This window comes from Rehaibacterium terrae, from assembly GCF_014202935.1.
Lineage (GTDB): Bacteria > Pseudomonadota > Gammaproteobacteria > Xanthomonadales > Xanthomonadaceae > Rehaibacterium > Rehaibacterium terrae.
In genome coordinates this window covers 200,547-220,488 of sequence record NZ_JACHHX010000001.1, presented here as the reverse complement: position 1 = coordinate 220,488, position 19,942 = coordinate 200,547, and the positions used below count along the sequence as shown (strand labels likewise).

The 19,942-nt window shown below is 68.8% G+C and carries 17 protein-coding genes; 7 read left to right on the top strand and 10 right to left on the bottom strand.

From position 1 onward, the window contains the following. Positions 1 to 21 precede the first annotated feature (21 nt). Entirely contained in the window at positions 22 to 936 is a 915-nt protein-coding gene (locus HNQ58_RS00935) for a M14 family metallopeptidase (protein WP_183946904.1), read from the bottom strand. 105 nt (positions 937 to 1,041) lie between these two features. Between HNQ58_RS00935 and HNQ58_RS00930 the strand changes: the two genes are divergently transcribed. Further along, the gene (locus HNQ58_RS00930; RefSeq protein ID WP_183946903.1) at positions 1,042 to 1,884 is read left to right on the top strand and encodes an SAM-dependent methyltransferase; all 843 of its coding nucleotides are present in this window, start codon (positions 1,042 to 1,044) and stop codon (positions 1,882 to 1,884) included. A gap of 10 nt (positions 1,885 to 1,894) precedes the next feature. Here HNQ58_RS00930 and HNQ58_RS00925 read toward each other — a convergent pair whose 3' ends face one another. The 9 genes from HNQ58_RS00925 to HNQ58_RS00885 all read right to left on the bottom strand — a co-directional run bounded on the left by HNQ58_RS00925 (position 1,895) and on the right by HNQ58_RS00885 (position 12,630). After that, a complete protein-coding gene (locus HNQ58_RS00925; RefSeq protein ID WP_183946902.1) occupies positions 1,895 to 2,452 on the bottom strand; it encodes a DUF3228 family protein in 558 nt (185 codons plus the stop codon). Between the two features lie 66 nt (positions 2,453 to 2,518). Next, the gene (locus tag HNQ58_RS00920; protein WP_183946901.1) at positions 2,519 to 3,940 is read right to left on the bottom strand and encodes an SLC13 family permease; all 1,422 of its coding nucleotides are present in this window, start codon (positions 3,938 to 3,940) and stop codon (positions 2,519 to 2,521) included. A 366-nt stretch (positions 3,941 to 4,306) separates the two neighbouring features. Beyond that, complete coding sequence (locus HNQ58_RS00915) at positions 4,307 to 4,846, bottom strand: nucleotidyltransferase family protein (RefSeq protein ID WP_183946900.1); 540 nt, start codon at positions 4,844 to 4,846, stop codon at positions 4,307 to 4,309. Positions 4,847 to 4,848: 2 nt separating this feature from the next. Continuing rightward, positions 4,849 to 8,508 (bottom strand): methylmalonyl-CoA mutase family protein, encoded by a 3,660-nt coding sequence (locus HNQ58_RS00910; protein WP_183946899.1) that lies wholly within the window; start codon positions 8,506 to 8,508, stop codon positions 4,849 to 4,851. Positions 8,509 to 8,694: 186 nt separating this feature from the next. Next, complete coding sequence (locus HNQ58_RS00905; protein ID WP_183946898.1) at positions 8,695 to 9,153, bottom strand: group I truncated hemoglobin; 459 nt, start codon at positions 9,151 to 9,153, stop codon at positions 8,695 to 8,697. A gap of 17 nt (positions 9,154 to 9,170) precedes the next feature. After that, on the bottom strand, positions 9,171 to 10,061 hold the full coding sequence (locus HNQ58_RS00900) for a DUF3034 family protein (protein ID WP_183946981.1): 891 nt from the start codon (positions 10,059 to 10,061) through the stop codon (positions 9,171 to 9,173). Between the two features lie 210 nt (positions 10,062 to 10,271). Continuing rightward, a complete protein-coding gene (locus HNQ58_RS00895) occupies positions 10,272 to 10,835 on the bottom strand; it encodes a CHRD domain-containing protein (RefSeq protein WP_183946897.1) in 564 nt (187 codons plus the stop codon). A 166-nt stretch (positions 10,836 to 11,001) separates the two neighbouring features. Then, positions 11,002 to 11,484, bottom strand: a complete 483-nt coding sequence (locus tag HNQ58_RS00890) for a COG4315 family predicted lipoprotein (protein WP_183946896.1) — start codon at positions 11,482 to 11,484, stop codon at positions 11,002 to 11,004. Between the two features lie 51 nt (positions 11,485 to 11,535). Then, positions 11,536 to 12,630, bottom strand: a complete 1,095-nt coding sequence (locus HNQ58_RS00885) for a sigma-70 family RNA polymerase sigma factor (protein ID WP_183946895.1) — start codon at positions 12,628 to 12,630, stop codon at positions 11,536 to 11,538. 346 nt (positions 12,631 to 12,976) lie between these two features. On the opposite strand from HNQ58_RS00885, the gene HNQ58_RS00880 reads away from it, so the two are divergent. From HNQ58_RS00880 to HNQ58_RS00855, 6 genes are all read left to right on the top strand, one after another. Next, positions 12,977 to 14,077, top strand: coding sequence for a Glu/Leu/Phe/Val dehydrogenase (locus tag HNQ58_RS00880; protein WP_183946894.1), 1,101 nt, complete (start codon positions 12,977 to 12,979; stop codon positions 14,075 to 14,077). A 155-nt stretch (positions 14,078 to 14,232) separates the two neighbouring features. After that, the gene (locus tag HNQ58_RS00875; protein ID WP_183946893.1) at positions 14,233 to 15,390 is read left to right on the top strand and encodes an isovaleryl-CoA dehydrogenase; all 1,158 of its coding nucleotides are present in this window, start codon (positions 14,233 to 14,235) and stop codon (positions 15,388 to 15,390) included. A 274-nt stretch (positions 15,391 to 15,664) separates the two neighbouring features. Continuing rightward, complete coding sequence (locus HNQ58_RS00870; protein WP_183946892.1) at positions 15,665 to 16,840, top strand: thiolase family protein; 1,176 nt, start codon at positions 15,665 to 15,667, stop codon at positions 16,838 to 16,840. 126 nt (positions 16,841 to 16,966) lie between these two features. Then, a complete protein-coding gene (locus HNQ58_RS00865) occupies positions 16,967 to 17,245 on the top strand; it encodes a hypothetical protein (RefSeq protein WP_183946891.1) in 279 nt (92 codons plus the stop codon). Between the two features lie 120 nt (positions 17,246 to 17,365). Further along, on the top strand, positions 17,366 to 18,973 hold the full coding sequence (locus HNQ58_RS00860; RefSeq protein WP_183946890.1) for a carboxyl transferase domain-containing protein: 1,608 nt from the start codon (positions 17,366 to 17,368) through the stop codon (positions 18,971 to 18,973). Positions 18,974 to 19,012: 39 nt separating this feature from the next. Continuing rightward, a complete protein-coding gene (locus HNQ58_RS00855; RefSeq protein ID WP_183946889.1) occupies positions 19,013 to 19,801 on the top strand; it encodes an enoyl-CoA hydratase/isomerase family protein in 789 nt (262 codons plus the stop codon). Positions 19,802 to 19,942: the final 141 nt, after the last annotated feature.

Here is a 19,942-nt window from a genome sequence, read left to right as displayed (position 1 = left end):
CCGGCATGCCCGGCATCCACCCTACTGCGACAAGGCATGGTCGATCGCCGCGCACACTGCCGCCACCTGCGCCTCATCGCACTGCTCGGGCGTGGCGCGCGGGCTGTCGGGGTAGACCTCGGTCGTGGTGGTGTAGCGGGCGCCGGTGATGCCGGCACACAGGCCGAGCTCACGGAACGGATAGAGGATCACGCCCGGGGCGACCACGGGCGAGCCGATGATCTGGCCGCGGGCATCGGCCGGCGCGATGTGGGTCACCCGGCGCACCGCCTCGATCACCGCGGACTGGAAGACGAGCTGCGGATTCTCACTGTCGCCGACCAGGTAAAAACCGTCGGGAATCTGCCCGGGCTCGAACGGCTTGCCGTCGCGCGCGGCCAAGGCCGGCCGGAATTCGGTTTCGTCGGAATCGGTGGTCTCGTGCAGGTCGATGTGCAGCAGGAAACGACCACGCAGCGGCTCGACCAGGCGCATCAGCGCGGCCGACTCGGGCGCCTGCTGGCTGTGCTCCCGGAACGCGCGATTGGGATCGACCGCCTGCGCATTCCAGCGCTGGATTCGTTCGTAGGCCCACGGGCTGACGCAGGGGGCCACCAGCAGATTGACCCGATCCGCATAGCGTGCCGCCTCCCGATCCAGAAACAGCAGTGCGCCACGCACGCCACTGGTTTCGTAGCCATGCACGCCGGCGGTCACCAGCACGCAGGGCAGCCCGTCGCGCCAGTCGCGGCTGCGGACGGCGAACAGCGGGTAGCTGTCGGGCGGATACTCGATCCGGCCGTACTGCACCACTTCGAAGCGCGCCCCCAGCCGCTCGATCGCGCTCACCACGTCCTCGCTGTAGCTGCGCTGGCGGCGCTGGCGCGCCCGCCAGGCGGCAAGCTCGGTCGCGCCCCAGGCTTGGCCGGGAACACCGATGGGATAACTGCCCGCCATTGCGCGGCAACTCCAGTGATCCAGAAAGGACGCGCACTTTAGCACCCACCGCCGGCCGGCAGGCACAATGGCCAGACCGCACGCCACCAGACCGGACCCGACCCCGTGCCGCACTATTCCGGCCCCCTGCTCACCCGTGCACTCGCCCAGGCGCTGCTCGCCGCACGCGATGCCGGCGCGGCCATCTGGACCGGCTCGCTGGACCTCGGGCGCTCGCAAACCGAGGCACGGCTGGAGGCCGACGCCTGGCACTGGCAGGGCCGGCGCTATCCGTACCCGGACGCGCTCCGGGACCGCACGATCCATTACTGGGACGGCGCGGGCTTCGCGCCGGTGTCGCGCTACTCCGGCGCGCTGATCAAGCTGGTGCCGACCGAATGGGGCGCGCCGACCTTCGAGATCGACGGCATCAAGATGCTGCCCACGTCGAAGGAGTCGCCCATCGACGACGCGCGGCGCAAAGTGGGGCTGATCGAGCCGCGCGGCAAGGTCGTGCTCGACACCTGCGGTGGCCTCGGCTACTTCGCCGCCTGCTGCCTGGAGGCCGGCGCCGCGCGCATCCTGTCGTTCGAGAAGAACGCCGACGTGCTGTGGCTGCGCACGCTCAATCCGTGGTCGCCCGACCCGGATGCGCCCGCCAGCGACGGCCGGCTGCAGCTCACCCACGCCGACGTGTCGCAGGCGATCACGGGCCTGGCCGACGCCTGCGTCGATGCCGTGCTGCACGACCCGCCGCGCTTCGGCATCGCCGGCGAGCTGTATTCGCAGGCGTTCTACGACCAGCTCGCGCGCGTGTTGCGCCGCGGTGGGCGACTGTTCCACTACACCGGCAGCCCGAACAGACTCACCAGCGGCCGCGATGTGCCGCGCGAAGTCGCAAGGCGGCTCGAAAAGGCCGGCTTCAGGGCGCAGCCCGCACTGGACGGGGTGCTGGCAAGCAAGCGCTGAGCGCGCCCCCTCAGCCGCGCCAGTTCGCGTGCGTCTCCCAGAACGCCACGCTGCGCAGGTAGGCCGCGCGGTCGATCGGCACGCCCGAGCCGCCCTCTTCCACCCCGAGCGCATTGCGCATCATGGTGATCGGCGCCATCGGGATCTCCTCCGGCGCGGCGGTGTACAGGCAGCCCACCACGCCCCAGTCGGCCTCGATGGGCGTGCCCTCCTTCGCCATCTGCTCGCGGCTGTAGAGAATGGCGATCAGATAGTCCGCCACCGGCGGCTCCACACCCTCGAACCAGCGCACCAGCACCGGCAGTTCGTCCTTCGTGCGCGCCTCGTAGGCCGAGCGCAGCAGGTGCCGGTTGTCGTCGGTGATCGGCACCACCATGCAGCGCGTGGAGGTCCAGTTGCGGTGCACGTGCAGCTTGCAGAACGGCGCATAGCCGTCGAGCACCTTCAGCGGCGGCACGGTGTTGAGGTGCCGCTCGAACTGCTCGGGCGTGCAATCCTGGATGGTGTTGCGGCGCGGCTCGCGCGGGAACAGGCGGGTACGGGCGAACTCGGTCAGGACGATCGACATGCGGTGGGCCACGGGTTTCGGACTGCGCTGGATTGTCTCCGAAATGGCGCGCTGTCCGCAGCGCCCTCAGCCCGTCATCACCAGCGGCCGCCACAGCAGCACGAACGCGCTGATCGTGGCCAGCGCGACCAGGTTCATCCAGAACCCGGCCCGCACCATGTCGTCGATGTGCAACCAGTCGGCACTGAATACCGCCGCGTTGGGCGGCGTCGAGATCGGCAGCATGAACGCACAACTGGCCGACAACGCGATCACCGCCATGATCGTGTGCGGGTCGACGCCGATGCCCGCGGCCAGGCCGATGCCGACCGGGATCAGCATGTTCGAGACCGCCGTGTTCGACATCACCTCGGTCATGAACAGCACGATCGCCGCCAACGCCACCACGATCAGCACGGTGGGCAGCACCTGCAGCCCGCCCAGCAGCGTGCCGAACCACACCGTCAGCCCCGAGCTTTCGAACGCCGCCGCCAGCGACAGCCCGCCGCCGAACAGCAGCAGCAGGCCCCAGGGGAGGTTTCGCATGTCCGGCCAGCCCATCAGCCGGCCGCGCCCGCGCCGCGCCGGCAGCAGGAACAGGCTGACCGCGCCGATCATCGAGATCGACGTGTCCGACAGCCGCAGCGGCGCCGGCAGAAAGCCGCTGCCGATCCACAGCGCCGCCACCGTGCCGAACACCGCCAGCACCGCCTTCTCCTCGAATGCCATCGGGCCGAGCTGGCGGAGCTGCTCGCGGGCGAAATCCGCGCCCACCTCCTGGCGCGGGCGCACCGCAAACGCCACCCGCGTCATGTAGAAGTACAGCGCCGTCAGCATCAACGCCGTCAGCGGCGCGGCGAAGAAGAACCATTCGGCGAAACTGACCGTCCGCCCCAGGCTCATCTGCGACACCGCCGCGAACACCGCGTTGGGCACCGAGCCGATCAGCGTGGCCAGGCCGCCGATCGAGGCCGCGTAGGCGATCGACAGCAACAGCCCCTTGGCGAAGCGCCGCAGCGATTCGTCGTCGTAGAGCTGTTCGCGGCGGACCTCTTCGATCAGCGCCAGCCCGATCGGCAGCATCATCAGCGCCGTGGCCGCGTTGGAGATCCACATCGACAGAAAGGCCGTCGCCAGGATGATGCCCAGCGTGATGCGCCGCCCGCCGGCCCCGACCATCGCCACGATGCGCATCGCGATGCGCCGGTGCAGATCCCATTTCTGGATCGCCAGCGCGATGGTGAACCCGCCCATGTACATGAACACGATCGGATTGCCGTAGGCCATCGCCGCCGTGCGCTCGTCCGCGCCGCCGGCGATCGGCAGCAGGAAGACCGGCATCAGCGACGTCGCCGGGATCGGCAAGGCCTCGGTGATCCACCACGTCGCCACCCACAGCGTCACCGCGAGCACCGCGCGCGGCGCGTCGTCCAGCCCGGTCAGCCCGGGCGCGAAGTACACCAGCGCGAACAGCAGCGGCCCGAGCATCAGGCCGACGCGCTGGCGCATCGATGCGACCGGCTCAGACGCGATCGCGGTATCCGCGGATGAAGCCACGAACCCTCCCCGGGCGTGTGTTCAGCGGGCGATGGTACCGCGGCGGCATGAGCGCGCCGCACCGGCCCGGCCGGGGTTCACGACTGAATTCCCGCTCTTGCGGGGGGAACGGAAGACATCAAGCCCCTCGCAGCTCCCCTCCCGCACCATCACAGCCTGAACTCCGCCCCGTGAATAACGTGAGTCCGTTCGGGCCAGCGTGGGCAGAGCGCCTCGATCACTTCCATCAGCTCGATCCATGCCGTGACGGGATCGCCAGCGGGCTGAAGGTGCGCCGATGCGCCGCCATCCCTGACGAGGATCGGCTCGGGCGAGGCATCAGCCCTGCGGTCGGCCGAGTTCCGCGATGAGCTCATCGAGCAGTTGCTCCCGATCGAACAGCCTGAAGTAGTCGGCGACTTCCGTCATGTCGAGCGTCGCCCGGTTGGCTTGCAACAGCGCGCGGATGTCGTCCAGGTCACGAAGGCGCGAAGGATCGTTGGCGAACCCCTGCAGTTTGAAAGCGATCAGACCTTCCGCGCTGATGACGCGCAGGCGGCCCAGTCCGGTGTCGCGTTCTTCGGCTTCGGCCAGCAGGCGTCTGGCGATCGGTCGGTGTGCATACAGCAGATCGAGGCCTTCGTCGTCGCGCACGTAGTTGGCGGCGTCCTCGCTGCGATGGATGCAGCGGTAGCCCAGGTCGAGCAGGACCCGGTGCAGGCGGTCCGCGTCGTCGGCATCGGCGAGGAAGTCGACGTCCCGGGTTGCCCGCACCACGTTGTGCACCGCCAGCGCGAGTCCGCCGATCAGCGCCGGCGGCTGCTTGCTGTCCGCGAACGCAGCCAGTACCTGCTTGATCTGGTCGACCAGGCGGGACATGGCTACATGTTCCGCCGGTACTCGCCGCCGACTTCGTAGAGGGCGTGGCTGATCTGGCCGAGGCTGTGGGTCTTCACCGCCTCCATCAACGCCTCGAACACGTTTCTGCGCTCGCGGGCGGTGGACTGCAGATGGCGCAGGGGATCGCTCACGGAAGCGGCATCATCCCGTCCCTCGCCGTGAGGGGGAGGAAGCCGGACGGCGTTGCGGGCCTGCTGGAAGGCGCGGACGTTGTGGATCTGCTGGGCCTTTTCTTCCGGCGTGGAGCGGATCAGTTCGATTTCAGTGACGATGTCACCGGCGTGTTCCTTGGGCAGGAAGGTGTTGACGCCGATCAGCGGCAGGCTGCCGTCGTGTTTCTTCTGCTCGTAGTAGAGGCTCTCTTCCTGGATCTTGCCGCGCTGGTACATGGTGTCCATGGCGCCGAGCACGCCGCCACGCTCGGAGATGGCCTCGAACTCCTTGTACACGGCCTCTTCGACGATGTCGGTGAGCTTGTCGACGATGAAGCTGCCCTGCCAGGGGTTCTCGCAGAAGTTCAGCCCCAGCTCCTTGTTGATGATCATCTGGATGGCGACGGCGCGGCGCACGCTCTCTTCGGTAGGCGTGGTGATGGCTTCGTCGTAGGCGTTGGTGTGCAGGCTGTTGCAGTTGTCGAACAGGGCGTACAGCGCCTGCAGCGTGGTGCGGATGTCGTTGAACTGGATCTCCTGCGCGTGCAGGGAGCGGCCGGACGTCTGGATGTGGTACTTCATCATCTGGCTGCGCGGGCTGGCGCCGTAGCGCTCGCGCATGGCGCGGGCCCAGATGCGGCGGGCGACGCGGCCGATGACGGTGTACTCCGGGTCCATGCCGTTCGAGAAGAAGAAGCTCAGGTTCGGCGCGAAGTCGTCGATGTGCATGCCCCGGGCGAGGTAGTACTCGACGATGGTGAAGCCGTTGGACAGGGTGAAGGCGAGCTGGCTGATCGGGTTCGCGCCGGCCTCGGCGATGTGGTAACCGGAGATCGACACCGAGTAGAAGTTGCGCACCTTGCGGTCGACGAAGTACTGCTGGATGTCGCCCATCATGCGCAGGGCGAATTCGGTGCTGAAGATGCAGGTGTTCTGGGCCTGGTCCTCCTTGAGGATGTCGGCCTGGACGGTGCCGCGCACGGTGGCGAGGGTTTCGGCCTTGATGCGGGCGTATACCTCGGGCTCGACGAGCTGGTCGCCGGTGACGCCGAGCAGGCCGAGGCCGAGGCCGTCGTTGCCCTCGGGCAGCATGCCGGCGTAGACCGGGCGCTCGCGCCCCTCGAAGAACTTCTCGATCTTCTCGTGGGCGGCGTCCCAGCGGCTCTGGTCGGCGCGCAGGTACTTCTCGACCTGCTGGTCGATGGCGGTGTTCATGAACATCGCCAGGATGATCGGCGCCGGGCCGTTGATGGTCATCGACACCGAGGTGGTCGGCGCGCACAGGTCGAAGCCGGAATAGAGCTTCTTCATGTCGTCCAGCGTGGCGATGCTGACGCCGGAATTGCCGATCTTGCCGTAGATGTCGGGGCGCTCGGCCGGATCTTCGCCGTACAGGGTGACCGAGTCGAAGGCGGTGGACAGGCGCGCGGCCGGCTGGCCGAGACTGAGGTAATGGAAGCGGCGGTTGGTGCGCTCGGGCGTGCCCTCGCCGGCGAACATGCGGATCGGGTCTTCGCCGCTGCGCCGGTAGGGGTACACGCCGCCGGTGTAGGGGTAGTGGCCGGGCAGGTTTTCCTTCTGCAGGAAGGTCAGCAGCTCGCCCCAGCTCCGGTAGGTGGGCGCGGCGATCTTGGGGATCTTCTGGTGGCTGAGCGACTCGCGGTAGTTCTCGACGCGGATGGTCTTGTCGCGGACCTTGTACTCGTTGACCTCGTCGGTGATGGCCTTGAGCCGCGCCGGCCACTCGCGCAGCAGCTTGAGCGCCTCGGACGAGAGCGACTGCACGGCGTCCTGGTAACGCTGACGCAGGGTGAGCAGCGAGCGGTCGACCACGACCCCGTCCACGTCCCCGTCCACGTCCCCGGACACGGCCGAAGCTTCCTGCGTCGTCCCATGCTGCGGGAGCAGGTCCTCGGCGGCATACAGGTCCAGGGCTGCGGGCAGGCGCGGATCGCCGAGATCGTGCAGGCTCTGCCAGTAGGCCTGGGCACGGTTGGCGATCTCGGCCTGGCGGGCGATCTCGGCGTTGATACCGCGGCCCTGTTCGGCGATCTCGGCCAGGTAGCGGATGCGCTGGCCGGGGATGAGGACGGTGGCGCGGGGTTCCTTGAGCGAGGTATCGACCTGCGGGTTGAAGTCGCAACGGGTGGCGGCGACACCATCCCCACCCTTCCCTGCCACGGCGGGGGCGGCGGCCCCGAGGCCGAGCTTCTCGCGCAGCAGCCGGCACAGGTTGACGAACATCCAGGTCACGCCGGGGTCATTGAACTGGCTGGCGATGGTCGGATAGACCGGCACGTCCTCGTCGGCCAGCTTGAAGGCGGCGCGGTTGCGCTTCCACTGCTTGCGCACGTCGCGCAACGCGTCTTCCGCACCGCGCTTGTCGTATTTGTTGAGCACCACCAGCTCGGCGTAATCGAGCATGTCGATCTTCTCGAGCTGGCTGGCGGCGCCGTAGTCGCTGGTCATCACGTACATCGGAAAATCGACCAGATCGACGATCTCCGAGTCGCTCTGGCCGATGCCGGCGGTCTCGACGATCACCAGGTCGTAGCCGATGCCCTTCATGAAGGCGATGCAGTCCTTGAGCACCGCGCTGGTGGCCACGTGCTGGCGACGGGTGGCCATCGAACGCATGAACACGCGCCGGGAGCGCAGCGAATTCATGCGGATGCGGTCGCCCAGCAGGGCGCCGCCGGTGCGGCGGCGGGTCGGGTCCACGGCCAGCACCGCGATGCGCATTTCGGGAAAGTGCTGCAGGAAGCGGTTGAGCAGTTCGTCGGTGACGGACGATTTGCCGGCGCCGCCGGTGCCGGTGATGCCGATGACGGGAGTGGTGGCCCGGAAATGGGAAATCGGGAATCGGGAGCCGGAAGGGCCGGCGGCCCATTGCTTGCGCAGGCCGGCGAGCTCGGTCTCGCTGAACAGGCCATCCTCGATCGCACTGAGCATGCGGCCGATGCCGATCTCGTCGTCGATGTCGGGAGTGGCGAGCTTTTCCGGGTCCTGGATCCCCGGCCCCTGGTCCCGGGCCTGCGCAGCACGCCGCACCACATCCTCGATCATCGCCACCAGCCCCATGTGCATGCCGTCATTGGGGTGGTAGATGCGCTCGACGCCGTAGGCCTGAAGCTCGCGGATCTCTTCCGGCGTGATGGTGCCGCCACCACCGCCGAACACACGGATGTGGCCGGCACCACGTTCGCGCAGCATGTCCACCATGTACTTGAAGTACTCGACGTGGCCGCCCTGGTAGCTGGACACGGCGATGGCGTCGGCGTCCTCCTGCAGCGCGGCGCGCACCACGTCCTCCACCGAGCGGTTGTGGCCGAGGTGGATCACCTCCGCCCCCTGCGCCTGGATCAGCCGCCGCATGATGTTGATGGCGGCATCGTGGCCGTCGAACAGGCTGGCGGCGGTGACGAAGCGCAGCGGCGTGGCCTCCGGTCGGGGCTCGGCGGCGGGAACGTGGCTGGCGGGAATGCTCATGCGGCCCTCGGAACTCAGAACGGGGAACCGCCAGATTGTAGCCCAGGCCCCGCGCAGGCCGCCGGCCGGCGGCGGCAGGGCTGGAGGCGCGCGCGACGGCCCTTCTCGCACGCAGAGGAGTTGCGGAACGTGCGCTCGCAAGCCCGCCGCGGCGGCCGCTCCGACCGCGCGGCGGGACGTCATGGACTATTCGGTGACGATCTCGCGATGCATGGGGGCGAGCTTGGCCAGCAGCTTGTTCTGGGCTCGGAACGGGATGCCGCGCCGATCCATCGCAATCTGCAGGTCCTCGACCAGCGCGTTGAAGTCGGCACGGGTGATGCCCAGGCCGGCATGCGAGCTGCGCATGTCACGCCCGCTGTAGGTGCAATCGCCGCCGAGGATCACGCAGAACTGCTCGACCAGCTGACGCTTGATGCGCACCTGGTCGGCGTTTTCGAAGAACGGCCGCATGCGCGGATCGTCGAGCAGGATCGTCATGAAGTCGTCCATCAGTGCGGTCAGGCCGGCCACACCGCCGAACTCATCGAGAACGGGGCGCAATGTGGGGTCGGCCGGCGCCGGGTCCATCTGCGCCTGGGCCGGTTGGACCAGTGCCAGGGCCAGCCCGAGGAACAGGCCGAGCTTGGTCGGGAGTCGGAACATGGCATGTCTCCTTGGGTTCAGAAGCCGACCTGCAGCGAGGCGTACCAGCCACGCTGGTTGTCTGCGATGACGATGTTGCCGAGATCGACGTAGGCAAGGGTCAGCGAGAGGTGCTTGTTCGGAGCCCAGGCCACGAACGCATCCCAGGCGTCGTCCTCGCGGGCGATACCGAGATTGTCCGGCTTCATCCGGTACTCGGCGCCGATGGCGAGGTGACGGTTGAGCAGCCAGGCGGCGGAGCCCTCGAACTGCGGCCGGTAGCCGTTGCGCCGGTCACCACCAAAGCCGAGGATTCCGAACTGATTGGCCTTGGTGAAACGCACGGTACCGTTGAGCAGCAGGCTCTGGGCGAGATAGAGCTTGGTCGCGGACACGTAGAAGTCACTGCCGCGATGGCTCTGCGCACCGACGAAGGCGAGCACCGCCGGCTGGTCGTTGCGCTTGCGCTGCACGCCGACGGCCACCTGCGGCACCCAGCTGTCCTGTTCCAGAACAGCATCACCGAACAGGCGAAGCTTCAGACCGAGCGTGTCCTGGGTGAAGGTGAAGCCTCGCCCCAGGCCGAGGGCTGCACCGATTTGCCTGGTGTCGAACTTCTGTCGGGAAAGGCTGACCTCGACGCGATCGAACAGACCCAGCAGCACGCCCTGGCTGTCCATGGCGTAGTCGCCCGTATCCACCCGGGTATAGAAAGCATTCGCGCCGAACTGGTCGCGGGTGCCGTACCCGCCGATCACGGCCCAGGGCGTGAGACCACCTCCGGCCGCACCCTCCACTTGGCTTACGCCACCGGTGAGCAAGAGTTTGCCGCTGCTGCCGCGGCCGCTGTCCTGGGCCAGCGCAGCGCTTCCGGCGAGCATGAGTGTCAGGGCGAACACGACGCGCGCGTGGCCCGGACGCCTGTACATGGCTTGCATGGAGTACCCCCTCTCGAATTCGGACACTGGCGGGAGACGCTCGGTCTCCCGCCTCTCTTACGCAACAGCCAAGGAACGCGGATGCAGCCGGACCGGAGCACCCTTTCCGACGGCCATCCCACCGGCACCGGCGTCCGGGCAGCAGTCGCGGCTCGCCGGCGACCGGCGTGGATACACCGCCCGACACGCAGCCCGGGACCTTCAATGGCCGTGATCGAGCGTGTCCTTCAGCTGGCCGCGCACCGCACCCGCGGGATACTCCTGGTTGTGCACGTTGATATAGAACTCCTCCGGGTGCATGAGGATCTCGACGGCGGTGGCACGCAGCGCGCCGGTCATGGGATCGCGTGCGAACGCAGGGGCCCCGTTGGGCAGGATGCGGTCCTCGGCGATGCAGTCGGCCGCGCGGCCGTCCTGTGGCCAGGCCAGATTGACCACCACCGGTCCGTTCTGGCCCGGTCGGCCGCGATGGATGTGCGCCTGGCGGCCGTTGCCCGGGGGCAGGTCCAGCTCGCCGATCCGCTCGACCAGCAGGACGTAACAGATCGTCGTGCTGTCGCCGTCGATCCCGAACACGTAGGCCTCGCCGCGACCGCGCGGGTCGCCGACGATGCGGTTGTCCCGGCTGCCGCTGGCGACCTCCGCGCGCCCGCTCAGGCTGGCCTCGAGCACGATGTTCTCGTGACCGGCCGAGACCGGGGCGGCCAGCCCGAACGCAGCGACCGCGGCGACTGCGGAGCACGCTGTCCAGAGGGAGGTTTTCATGGTCTGTCTCCTCGAAGAAGCCGATGGAAACCGCGGCCGCTCCCGCTGCGGGAGCCGTCGCCGGGCTTCAACCGGCTGCTACGTGTCTAGTGCGGAGCCCGGATGCGCTTCGGGAGATGGCGGTCGCGGACGCCCTCGCCCGTGGCCGGTGCAGGGCCTGCGCGCGTCAGTCGGAACGCACCGCGTGCCAGACGTCGTTGACGCCGTCCCCGGTGATGTCGCCGGGGTTGCGGTCACGGACCCAGTAGTAGAGCGGCTGCCCGCGCCAAGTCCACTGCAGGCTGCCGTCCATGCGCTCGATGATCCCGAACTCGCCCTGCGGCTCGTCGTCGAGGCCGGCGGCGAAGATCGGCCAGAGCCTCTCGCAGACGCGGAAGCAGGTGCTGACGTTGGGGCGGTCGCGGCTGTAGGTGTAGAGGGTCATGCCGCGGGCGTCGACGAGGACGCCGTTGAGGAACAGCGCCGGCGCATCGGTCCGCTGGGCGGCCAGCTGCCGGCGCACGGCTTCGACCTCTGCCTCGCCGAGATTCTCCGCGGTGGGCTGGAAGATCCGCCCGACCTCGGGGGCCTCACGGGCCTGCCGGGCCGTCGCCGTCGCGCTGCACAACAGCAGGGCCAGTCCCAGGCAATGGATCGCAGTACGAGTCATGGCGGTATCCTCCGATGGAGATGGTGGGGCGGAACACTGCACCCAAGCTGATCATCGTCCGATCAAGCGCAGGGCCAGGCGGGTCAGCCAGCCCAACCGCGGCACCAGCTCCGAACGGATCAGCAACAGCGCGCCTTGCGGGGCGACGAAAGGTTTGTGCCTGGCCCCTGCCGGGGCCAGCAGATAGTCACCGGCGAAGTACTCCACGCCGTCGTGGACGATGGAGCCCTCCAGCACCAGACACTCCTCCTCGTGGCGGTGGCTATGCGGCGGCACACGGGCGCCGGGCGCCAGCCGCCACAGGCTGGTCTCGGTGCCGGCGGTCTCGTCGCGGCGCAGGGTCTTGATGCGGATGCCGTGCACGAACTCGCGCCATTCGCCTTCGTCCGCCCGCAAGACCCGGGTGGCGGGGGCCGCGGCATCGGCAAGGATGCGTTCGCGCATGGCCAGGCGGCGCGCCGGGTCCGGCGTCACCGGCGTCATGCTCTCGGCCAGACGGGCGGCCAGGTCGGGATCGAGGCGACGACGATCAGTCATGGCCGCCCCCTCGCCGAGCGCACGGCGCAAGGCCTGCAGACCGCGCCGGATATGCGATTTCACCGTACCCAGGGCGACCCCGGTGCGCGCGGCGATCTCCGGATGGCTCAGATCCTCGAAGAAGGCGAGCGCCAGCATGCGCCGCTGCTCCACGCTGAGCGTCTCCAGGGCATGGGCGACGGCCGAACGGCTGTCCAGGACCGCCATGAGGCGGCTGGCGGGATCATTTTCTTCACACAGCGTATACGTATCCAGCGCGTCCTGCGGATGCGCCACCAGACGGCTGCGGTGCGCCCGCTCGCGGCGCAGCCGGTCGACCGCGCGGCTCCAGGCGATGCGCAGCAGCCAGGCCAGCACGCCGCCGCGTCCAGGGTCGTAGTGTCCGGCCCCCTCCCAGACCTGCTGATAGACCTCGCAGACGACCTCCTCGGCGTCCTCGGGCCGGCCCAGCACGCGGATGGCGGTACCGTAGACACGGTCGACGGTGCGGTCGTAGAGCTCGCCCAACGCCGCCTGGTCGCGTTCGCACAGCCGCGCGACCAGATGGACGAGCCGGGTGCTTTCATCGATGGCGGCGGCAGGAGGCGGCGAGACTGGCAATCGGCTCATCCCGGACCCCGGCGAGTCGGGAACAGCCGCGATTGGGCATCGGAACCGGAGAAATCCGCGTGAAGGGCAGGCCCGTCCCGGCAGGCTGGGCGCGCCTGCGCCGGAACGCGGCCGGTGACCGGGGCCATGGCCTGCGCTCCGGACCGATCGCGCCGACCCAGCCCGTGCATGCACCGGCCGGCCGGCCGGGCTTTCCGGAGCGATTGCTTTACAATACGCGCGCCGTCAGGCCGGCCGGGGCACCCGGACAGGGCAGCGGCTCAAATTCCATCAATCAGTTACGTCCGGAACTTCGCTCGAAACATCAACCTTTCCGAGCGCAGTCGGCCGTCACCGGAGCCTCCAGATGATCTTCGAAACCATCTCCACCTCGGGCCACGAGGAAGTGGTGTTCTGCCATAACAAGGACGCCGGCCTCAAAGCCATCATCGCGATCCACAACACCGTGCTCGGCCCGGCCCTGGGCGGTACCCGCATGTGGAACTACGCGAACGAGGCCGAGGCGCTCAACGACGTGCTGCGCCTGTCGCGCGGCATGACCTACAAGGCCGCGGTGTCGGGCCTGAACCTGGGCGGCGGCAAGGCGGTCATCTGGGGCGACCCGAACAAGGACAAGTCCGAGGCGCTGTTCCGCGCCTTCGGCCGCTTCGTGAACTCGCTGGGCGGCCGCTACATCACCGCCGAGGATGTCGGCATCGACGTCAACGACATGGAGTACGTGTTCCGCGAGACCGAGTACGTCACCGGCGTGCACCAGGTCCATGGCGGCTCGGGCGACCCGTCGCCGTTCACCGCCTACGGCACCCTGCAGGGCCTGATGGCGGCCCTCAACGTCAAGTTCGGCAACGAGGACGTCGGCAAGTACAGCTATGCCGTGCAGGGCGTCGGCCACGTCGGCATGGAGTTCGTCAAGCTGCTGCGCGAGCGCGGCGCCAAGGTGTTCGTCACCGACATCAACCAGGAGGCCGTGCGCCGCGCGGTCGAGGAGTTCGGCTGCGAGGCGGTGGGCCTGGACGAGATCTACGACGTCGACGTCGACGTCTACTCGCCGACCGCCCTCGGCGGCACCCTCAACGAGACCACCATCGACCGCATCAAGGCCAAGGTGATCTGCGGTGCGGCCAACAACCAGCTCGCCACCGACCAGATCGGCGACGAACTGGAACGCCGCGGCGTGCTGTACGCGCCCGACTACGCGGTCAACGCCGGCGGCCTGATGAACGTGTCGCTGGAGATCGACGGTTACAACCGCGAGCGCGCCATGCGCATGATGCGCACCATCTACTACAACCTGATGCGGATCTTCGAGATCTCCAAGCGCGACGGCATCCCGACCTACAAGGCCGCCGACCGCATGGCCGAGGAGCGCATCAACACCATCGGCAAGCTGAAGCTGCCGCACATGGGCAACCATGCGCCGCGCTTCCTCGGCCGCCGCGCCAACTGATCGCCGCCATCCGTCGCACACACACCGCCCGGCCCGCCCGGGCGGTGTCGTTTCGGGGGCGGCAAGTCCCCGTCCGTGCGACAGAGGGCTTGAGAGACCACGGCGCGCTCACGCGCCGGCGCTACAATCACACCACCGCAAGCCTTGGAGTTGCCATGCGTCCATTCCCCTTGGGCGAAGAGATCGACGCCCTGCGCGAGGCCGTCCGCCGCTTCGCCGAAAGCGAGATCGCCCCGCGCGCGGCGCAGATCGATCACGACAACGCTTTTCCGCAGGAGCTGTGGCCGAAGCTGGGCGAAATGGGTCTGCTCGGCATCACCGTGCCGGGCGAGTACGGTGGCAGCGGCATGGGCTACCTCGCGCATCTGGTCGCGATGGAGGAAATCAGCAGGGCCTCGGGCTCGGTGGGCTTGAGCTACGGCGCGCACTCCAACCTGTGCGTGCAGAACCTCTACAACAACGGCAGCCCGGCACAGCGCGCCAAGTACCTGCCGAAGCTGTGCAGCGGCGAATGGGTGGGCGCGCTGGCCATGAGCGAGCCGGGCGCCGGCTCCGACGTGGTGGGCTCGATGGCCTGCCGCGCCGAGAAGAAGGGCGATGTCTGGGTGGCCAATGGCAACAAGATGTGGATCACCAACGGCCCCGAGGCCGACGTGCTGATCGTCTACATGCGCACCGCGGGCAAGGAGGCCGGCAGCCGCTGCATGACGGCCTTCCTGGTCGAGAAGGGCATGAAGGGCTTTTCCACCGCGCAGAAGCTCGACAAGCTGGGCATGCGCGGCTCCAACACCTGCGAGCTGGTGTTCGAGGACTGCGAGATCCCCGAGGAAAACGTGCTCGGCGAGGTGAACCAGGGCGTCAAGGTGCTGATGAGCGGGCTCAATACCGAGCGCCTGGTGCTCACCGGCGGCCCCTTGGGCCTGATGCAGGCGGCGCTCGACGTCGCCCTGCCCTATGTGCGCGAGCGCAAGCAGTTCGACGCACCGATCGGCAGTTTCGGCATCATGCAGGCCAAGATCGCCGACATGTACACCGCGCTGCAGTCCGCCCGCGCCTACGCCTACCTGGTGGCGATGGACTACGACCGCGGTCACGCCACGCGCATCGATCCGGCCAGCTGCCTGCTGCACGCCTCCGAGGCCGCGGTGCAGGTGGCGCTGGAAGGCATCCAGTGCCTGGGCGGCAACGGCTACATCAACGAGTACCCGACCGGCCGCATCCTGCGCGACGCCAAGCTCTACGCGATCGGTGCCGGCACCAACGAGATCCGCCGCATGCTGATCGGGCGGGAGCTGTTCGAGGGCCGCGCCTGAGTCCACGCGGCGCGCCCGTCGCCGCCGCGCTGCCGCGGGTCGCCTCGACCGCACCGCCGGCGACCGGACGCGGTATAAGTACCGACGCCGGCGACTGTCCGGCAGATCCGGAATCCCGGGAGCGCCGGGACTCCGCCAGCAACGGGCCGGCTCCTCTTGGCCGGCCCGCTTTTTATTCGTTCCGCCCACCGGCGGAGCGGGTTTGCCGCAGTGCAACATGCGAGCGCATAATCGAACGGTTCGGAAGCATTCCCGATCCAACCCGGAGATACGCATGACCCACGTCGTCATCGCGGGCGCCAAGCGCACCGCCATCGGTTCCCTCCTCGGCCAGTTCACCGGCGTCCCCACGCCGACGCTCGGTGCCGCCGCCATCCGCGCCGCCCTGGAACAGGCCGGCGTCGCCGCCGCCGATGTGTCCGAAGTCATCATGGGCTGCGTGCTGCCGGCCGGACTCGGCCAGGCACCGGCCCGCCAGGCGGCGCTCGGTGCCGGCCTGCCGGCCGCGGTGGGCTGCACCACCATCAACAAGGTCTGCGGCTCGGGCATGAAGGCGATCATGCTGGGCCACGACCTGATCCGCGCCGGCTCGGCGCAGATCGTCGTCGCCGGCGGCATGGAGTCGATGACCAACGCCCCGCACCTGCTCAACGGCGCACGCACCGGCATCAAGTACGGCAGCGCCGAGTTCCTCGACCACATGGCCTGGGACGGCCTGACCGACCCCTACGACAAGCAGGCGATGGGCGTGTTCGGCGAAATGTGCGTGCAGAAGTACGGCTTCACCCGCGAGGAGCAGGACGCCTTCGCCGCCGAGAGCGTGCGCCGCGCGCTGGCCGCGCAGGAATCCGGCGCCTTCGCCGACGAGATCGTCCCGGTGACCGTGGCCGGCCGCAAGGGCGAGGTCGTCATCGACCGGGACGAGCAGCCGGGCCGCTGCGACATCAGCAAGATCCCGGCGCTCAAGCCGGCGTTCAAGAAGGACGGCACCATCACCGCCGCCAGCTCCTCCAGCATCAACGACGGCGCCGCGGCCACCGTGCTGCTGTCCGCGGAGCTCGCCAAGGCCAAGGGCCTGACCCCGCTGGCGCGTATCCTCGGCCACGCCACCCATTCGCAGGAGCCGGCCTGGTTCACCACCGCCCCGGTCAGCGCGATCGACAACGTGCTGAAGAAGGTCGGCTGGAGCGTCGGCGACGTCGACCTGTTCGAGGTCAACGAGGCGTTCGCCTGCGTGGCGATGGCGCCGATGAAGGAGCTCGGCATCCCGCACGACCGGCTCAACGTCAACGGCGGCGCCTGCGCGCTGGGCCACCCGATCGGCGCTTCCGGCGCGCGTCTGGTGGTCACGCTGATCAATGCCCTGCGCAAGCGTGGCGGCAAGCGCGGCGTGGCGGCGCTGTGCATCGGCGGCGGCGAGGCGACGGCGATCGCCATCGAACTGGCCTGACGGGACGAACGCACCGCGGCACGGCGCGCCATCGGCCGTGCCGCTTGACACGCGACGAACCCCTCCCATGATGTTAGCGGCGCGCGCCGCGCGTCCCATCCATCACAAGAAGACGAGGAAGTGCTCATGTCCAGCTACAAGACCCTGCTCGCCCTGGCCTTCGGCCTAGCCCTGGCAGCGTGCTCGAACCAGTCGCAGGAAGCCCAGCAGCCCGCGGCCGAGCCCGCCGCTCCCGCGGAGCAGGCGGCCCCGGCGGCCGAGGCGGCCAACGAAGAGGCGGCTGGCGAGGCGGCACCCGAGGCCACCGACGAGGCCACCGACGAGACGACCGGCGAAGCCGCCGAGGGCAACGGCGAGACCGCCGAGGCGTCCGACGAGGAGAAGGACGGCGACGGCGAGCACTGAGCGCCGCCGCCTCGACGCAAGGCCCGCCCACCGGCGGGCCTTGCGTTTTCGGCACCGCGGGGAGACGCCGGGCGGGCTTTCCGGCGACAATGCGGGTCTTGTCTCCCAGCGAGTCCCGCCATGCCGGTGATCAAGAGCCACGTCGATCCGCGATCGCCCGAGTTCCTCGACAACGCCGCCCACCTGCGCACGCTGGTCGAGGATCTGGATGCCCGCCTGGCCCGCGCCGCCCTCGGCGGCGGCGACAAGGCCCGCGACAGGCACACCGCCCGCGGCAAACTGCTGCCGCGCGACCGCGTCACCGCCCTGCTCGACCCCGGCTCGCCCTTCCTCGAGCTCTCGCCGCTGGCGGCCGAGGACATGTACGACGGCGCCGCCCCCGCCGCCGGCATCATCACCGGCATCGGCCGCGTGCATGGGCAAGAGATCGTCGTCGTCGCCAACGATGCCACCGTCAAGGGCGGCACCTACTTCCCGATGACGGTGAAAAAGCATCTGCGCGCGCAGGAAGTGGCGCGCGAGAACCGTCTGCCCTGCGTGTACCTGGTCGACTCCGGCGGCGCCTTCCTGCCGCTGCAGGACGAGGTGTTCCCGGACAAGGAGCACTTCGGCCGGATCTTCTACAACCAGGCGCGGATGAGCGCGGAGAACATTCCGCAGATCGCCGTGGTGATGGGCTCGTGCACCGCTGGCGGCGCCTATGTGCCGGCGATGTGCGATGAGGCCATCATCGTCAAGGAACAGGGCACGATCTTCCTCGGCGGCCCACCGCTGGTGAAGGCCGCCACCGGCGAGGTGGTCGATGCCGAGTCGCTGGGCGGCGCCGAGGTGCACACCGCCGTCTCCGGCGTGGCCGACCACTTCGCCGAGAACGACCGTCACGCGCTGGAGATCGCCCGCGACGTGCTGCGCCACCTCAATCGCAAAAAATCGCTGCCGGTCGCGGTGCAACCGGTGCGCGAGCCGCTGTATCCCGCCGACGAGCTGTACGGGATCGTGCCCAAGGACACCCGCCGCCCCTTCGACATCCGCGAAGTCATCGCCCGCCTGGTCGACGGCAGCCAGTTCCAGGAGTTCAAGGCGCGCTACGGCAAGACGCTGGTGTGCGGCTTCGCCCACATCCACGGCTACCCGGTCGGCATCGTCGCCAACAACGGCATCCTGTTCTCCGAGAGCGCGCTCAAGGGCGCGCACTTCATCGAACTGTGCAACCAGCGCGACATCCCGCTGGTGTTCCTGCAGAACATCACCGGCTTCATGGTCGGCAAGAAGTACGAGAACGCCGGCATCGCCAAGGACGGCGCCAAGATGGTCACCGCCGTGGCCTGCTCGCACGTGCCCAAGTTCACCGTGGTCATCGGCGGCTCCTTCGGTGCCGGCAACTACGCCATGTGCGGTCGCGCCTACGGCGCGCGCTTTCTGTGGATGTGGCCGAACGCGCGCATCTCGGTGATGGGCGGCGAGCAGGCCGCCAGCGTGCTGGCCACGGTCAAGCGTGACGGCATCGAGGCCGCCGGCGGCGAATGGAGCGCCGAGGAGGAGGAAGCCTTCAAGGCGCCGATCCGCGAGCAGTACGAGCGCCAGGGGCACCCGTACTACGCCACCGCCAGGCTCTGGGACGACGGCATCATCGACCCGGCCGACACCCGCCGCGTGCTCGGGCTGGCGATCTCGGCCAGCCTCAATGCGCCGATCGTCAAGGAACGTTTCGGCGTGTTCCGCATGTAACCGCTTCACAGCGCACCGGCGACCAAGAGACAGCCCCGCATGACCAGCATCCGCATAGACCGCCACGCCCACGTCGCCACCGTTGCCCTCGCCCGCCCGCAGGTGCACAACGCCTTCGACGAGACGCTGATCGCCGAGCTGACCGCCGCGCTGCAGGCGCTGGATGCCGATGACGGGGTGCGCGCGGTGGTGCTGACCGGCGACGGCGCGACCTTCTCGGCCGGGGCCGATCTGAACTGGATGCGCGGCATGGCCGCTGCCAGCGAGGCCGACAACCTGGCCGACTCGCTGCGGCTGGCGACGCTGATGCGCACGCTCAACTTCCTCTCCAAGCCGACAATCGCCCGGGTCAACGGCTCGGCCTATGGCGGCGGCGTCGGGCTGGTGGCCTGCTGCGACATCGCCATCGGCGTGGAAGGCGCCAAGTTCTCGCTGTCGGAGGTCAAGCTCGGCCTGGTGCCGGCGGTGATCTCGCCCTATGTCGTCAACGCCATCGGCCCGCGGCAGGCGCGGCGGCTGTTCCTCACCGCCGAAGTCTTCGATGCCACCGAAGCGATGCGCATCGGCCTGTTGCACCAGTGCGTGCCGGCCGATGCACTCGACGATGCCGTCGAGCGCCAGCTGCACTGGCTCGGCAAGGGCGGCCCGGCCGCGCAGCACGAGGCCAAGCGGCTGGCGCTGCGCATCGGCGGCATGACCCGCGAACAGGCCGAACGCATCGACGCCGACAACGCCGCACTGATCGCCCGCCTGCGCGTCTCGCCGGAAGGCCAGGAAGGTCTGGGCGCCTTCCTCGACAAACGCGCGCCGCGATGGGTCGAAGGATGAACACCACCCCCACCCCAGCCCTCCCCCTGAGGGGGAGGGAGACAAGCATGCCGCGTCGGCAGGCATCGACGCCCACCCAGGCGACGACCGCTCCTGCTCCCACCCCCACCCCGGCCCTCCCCCTGAGGGGGAGGGGGACAA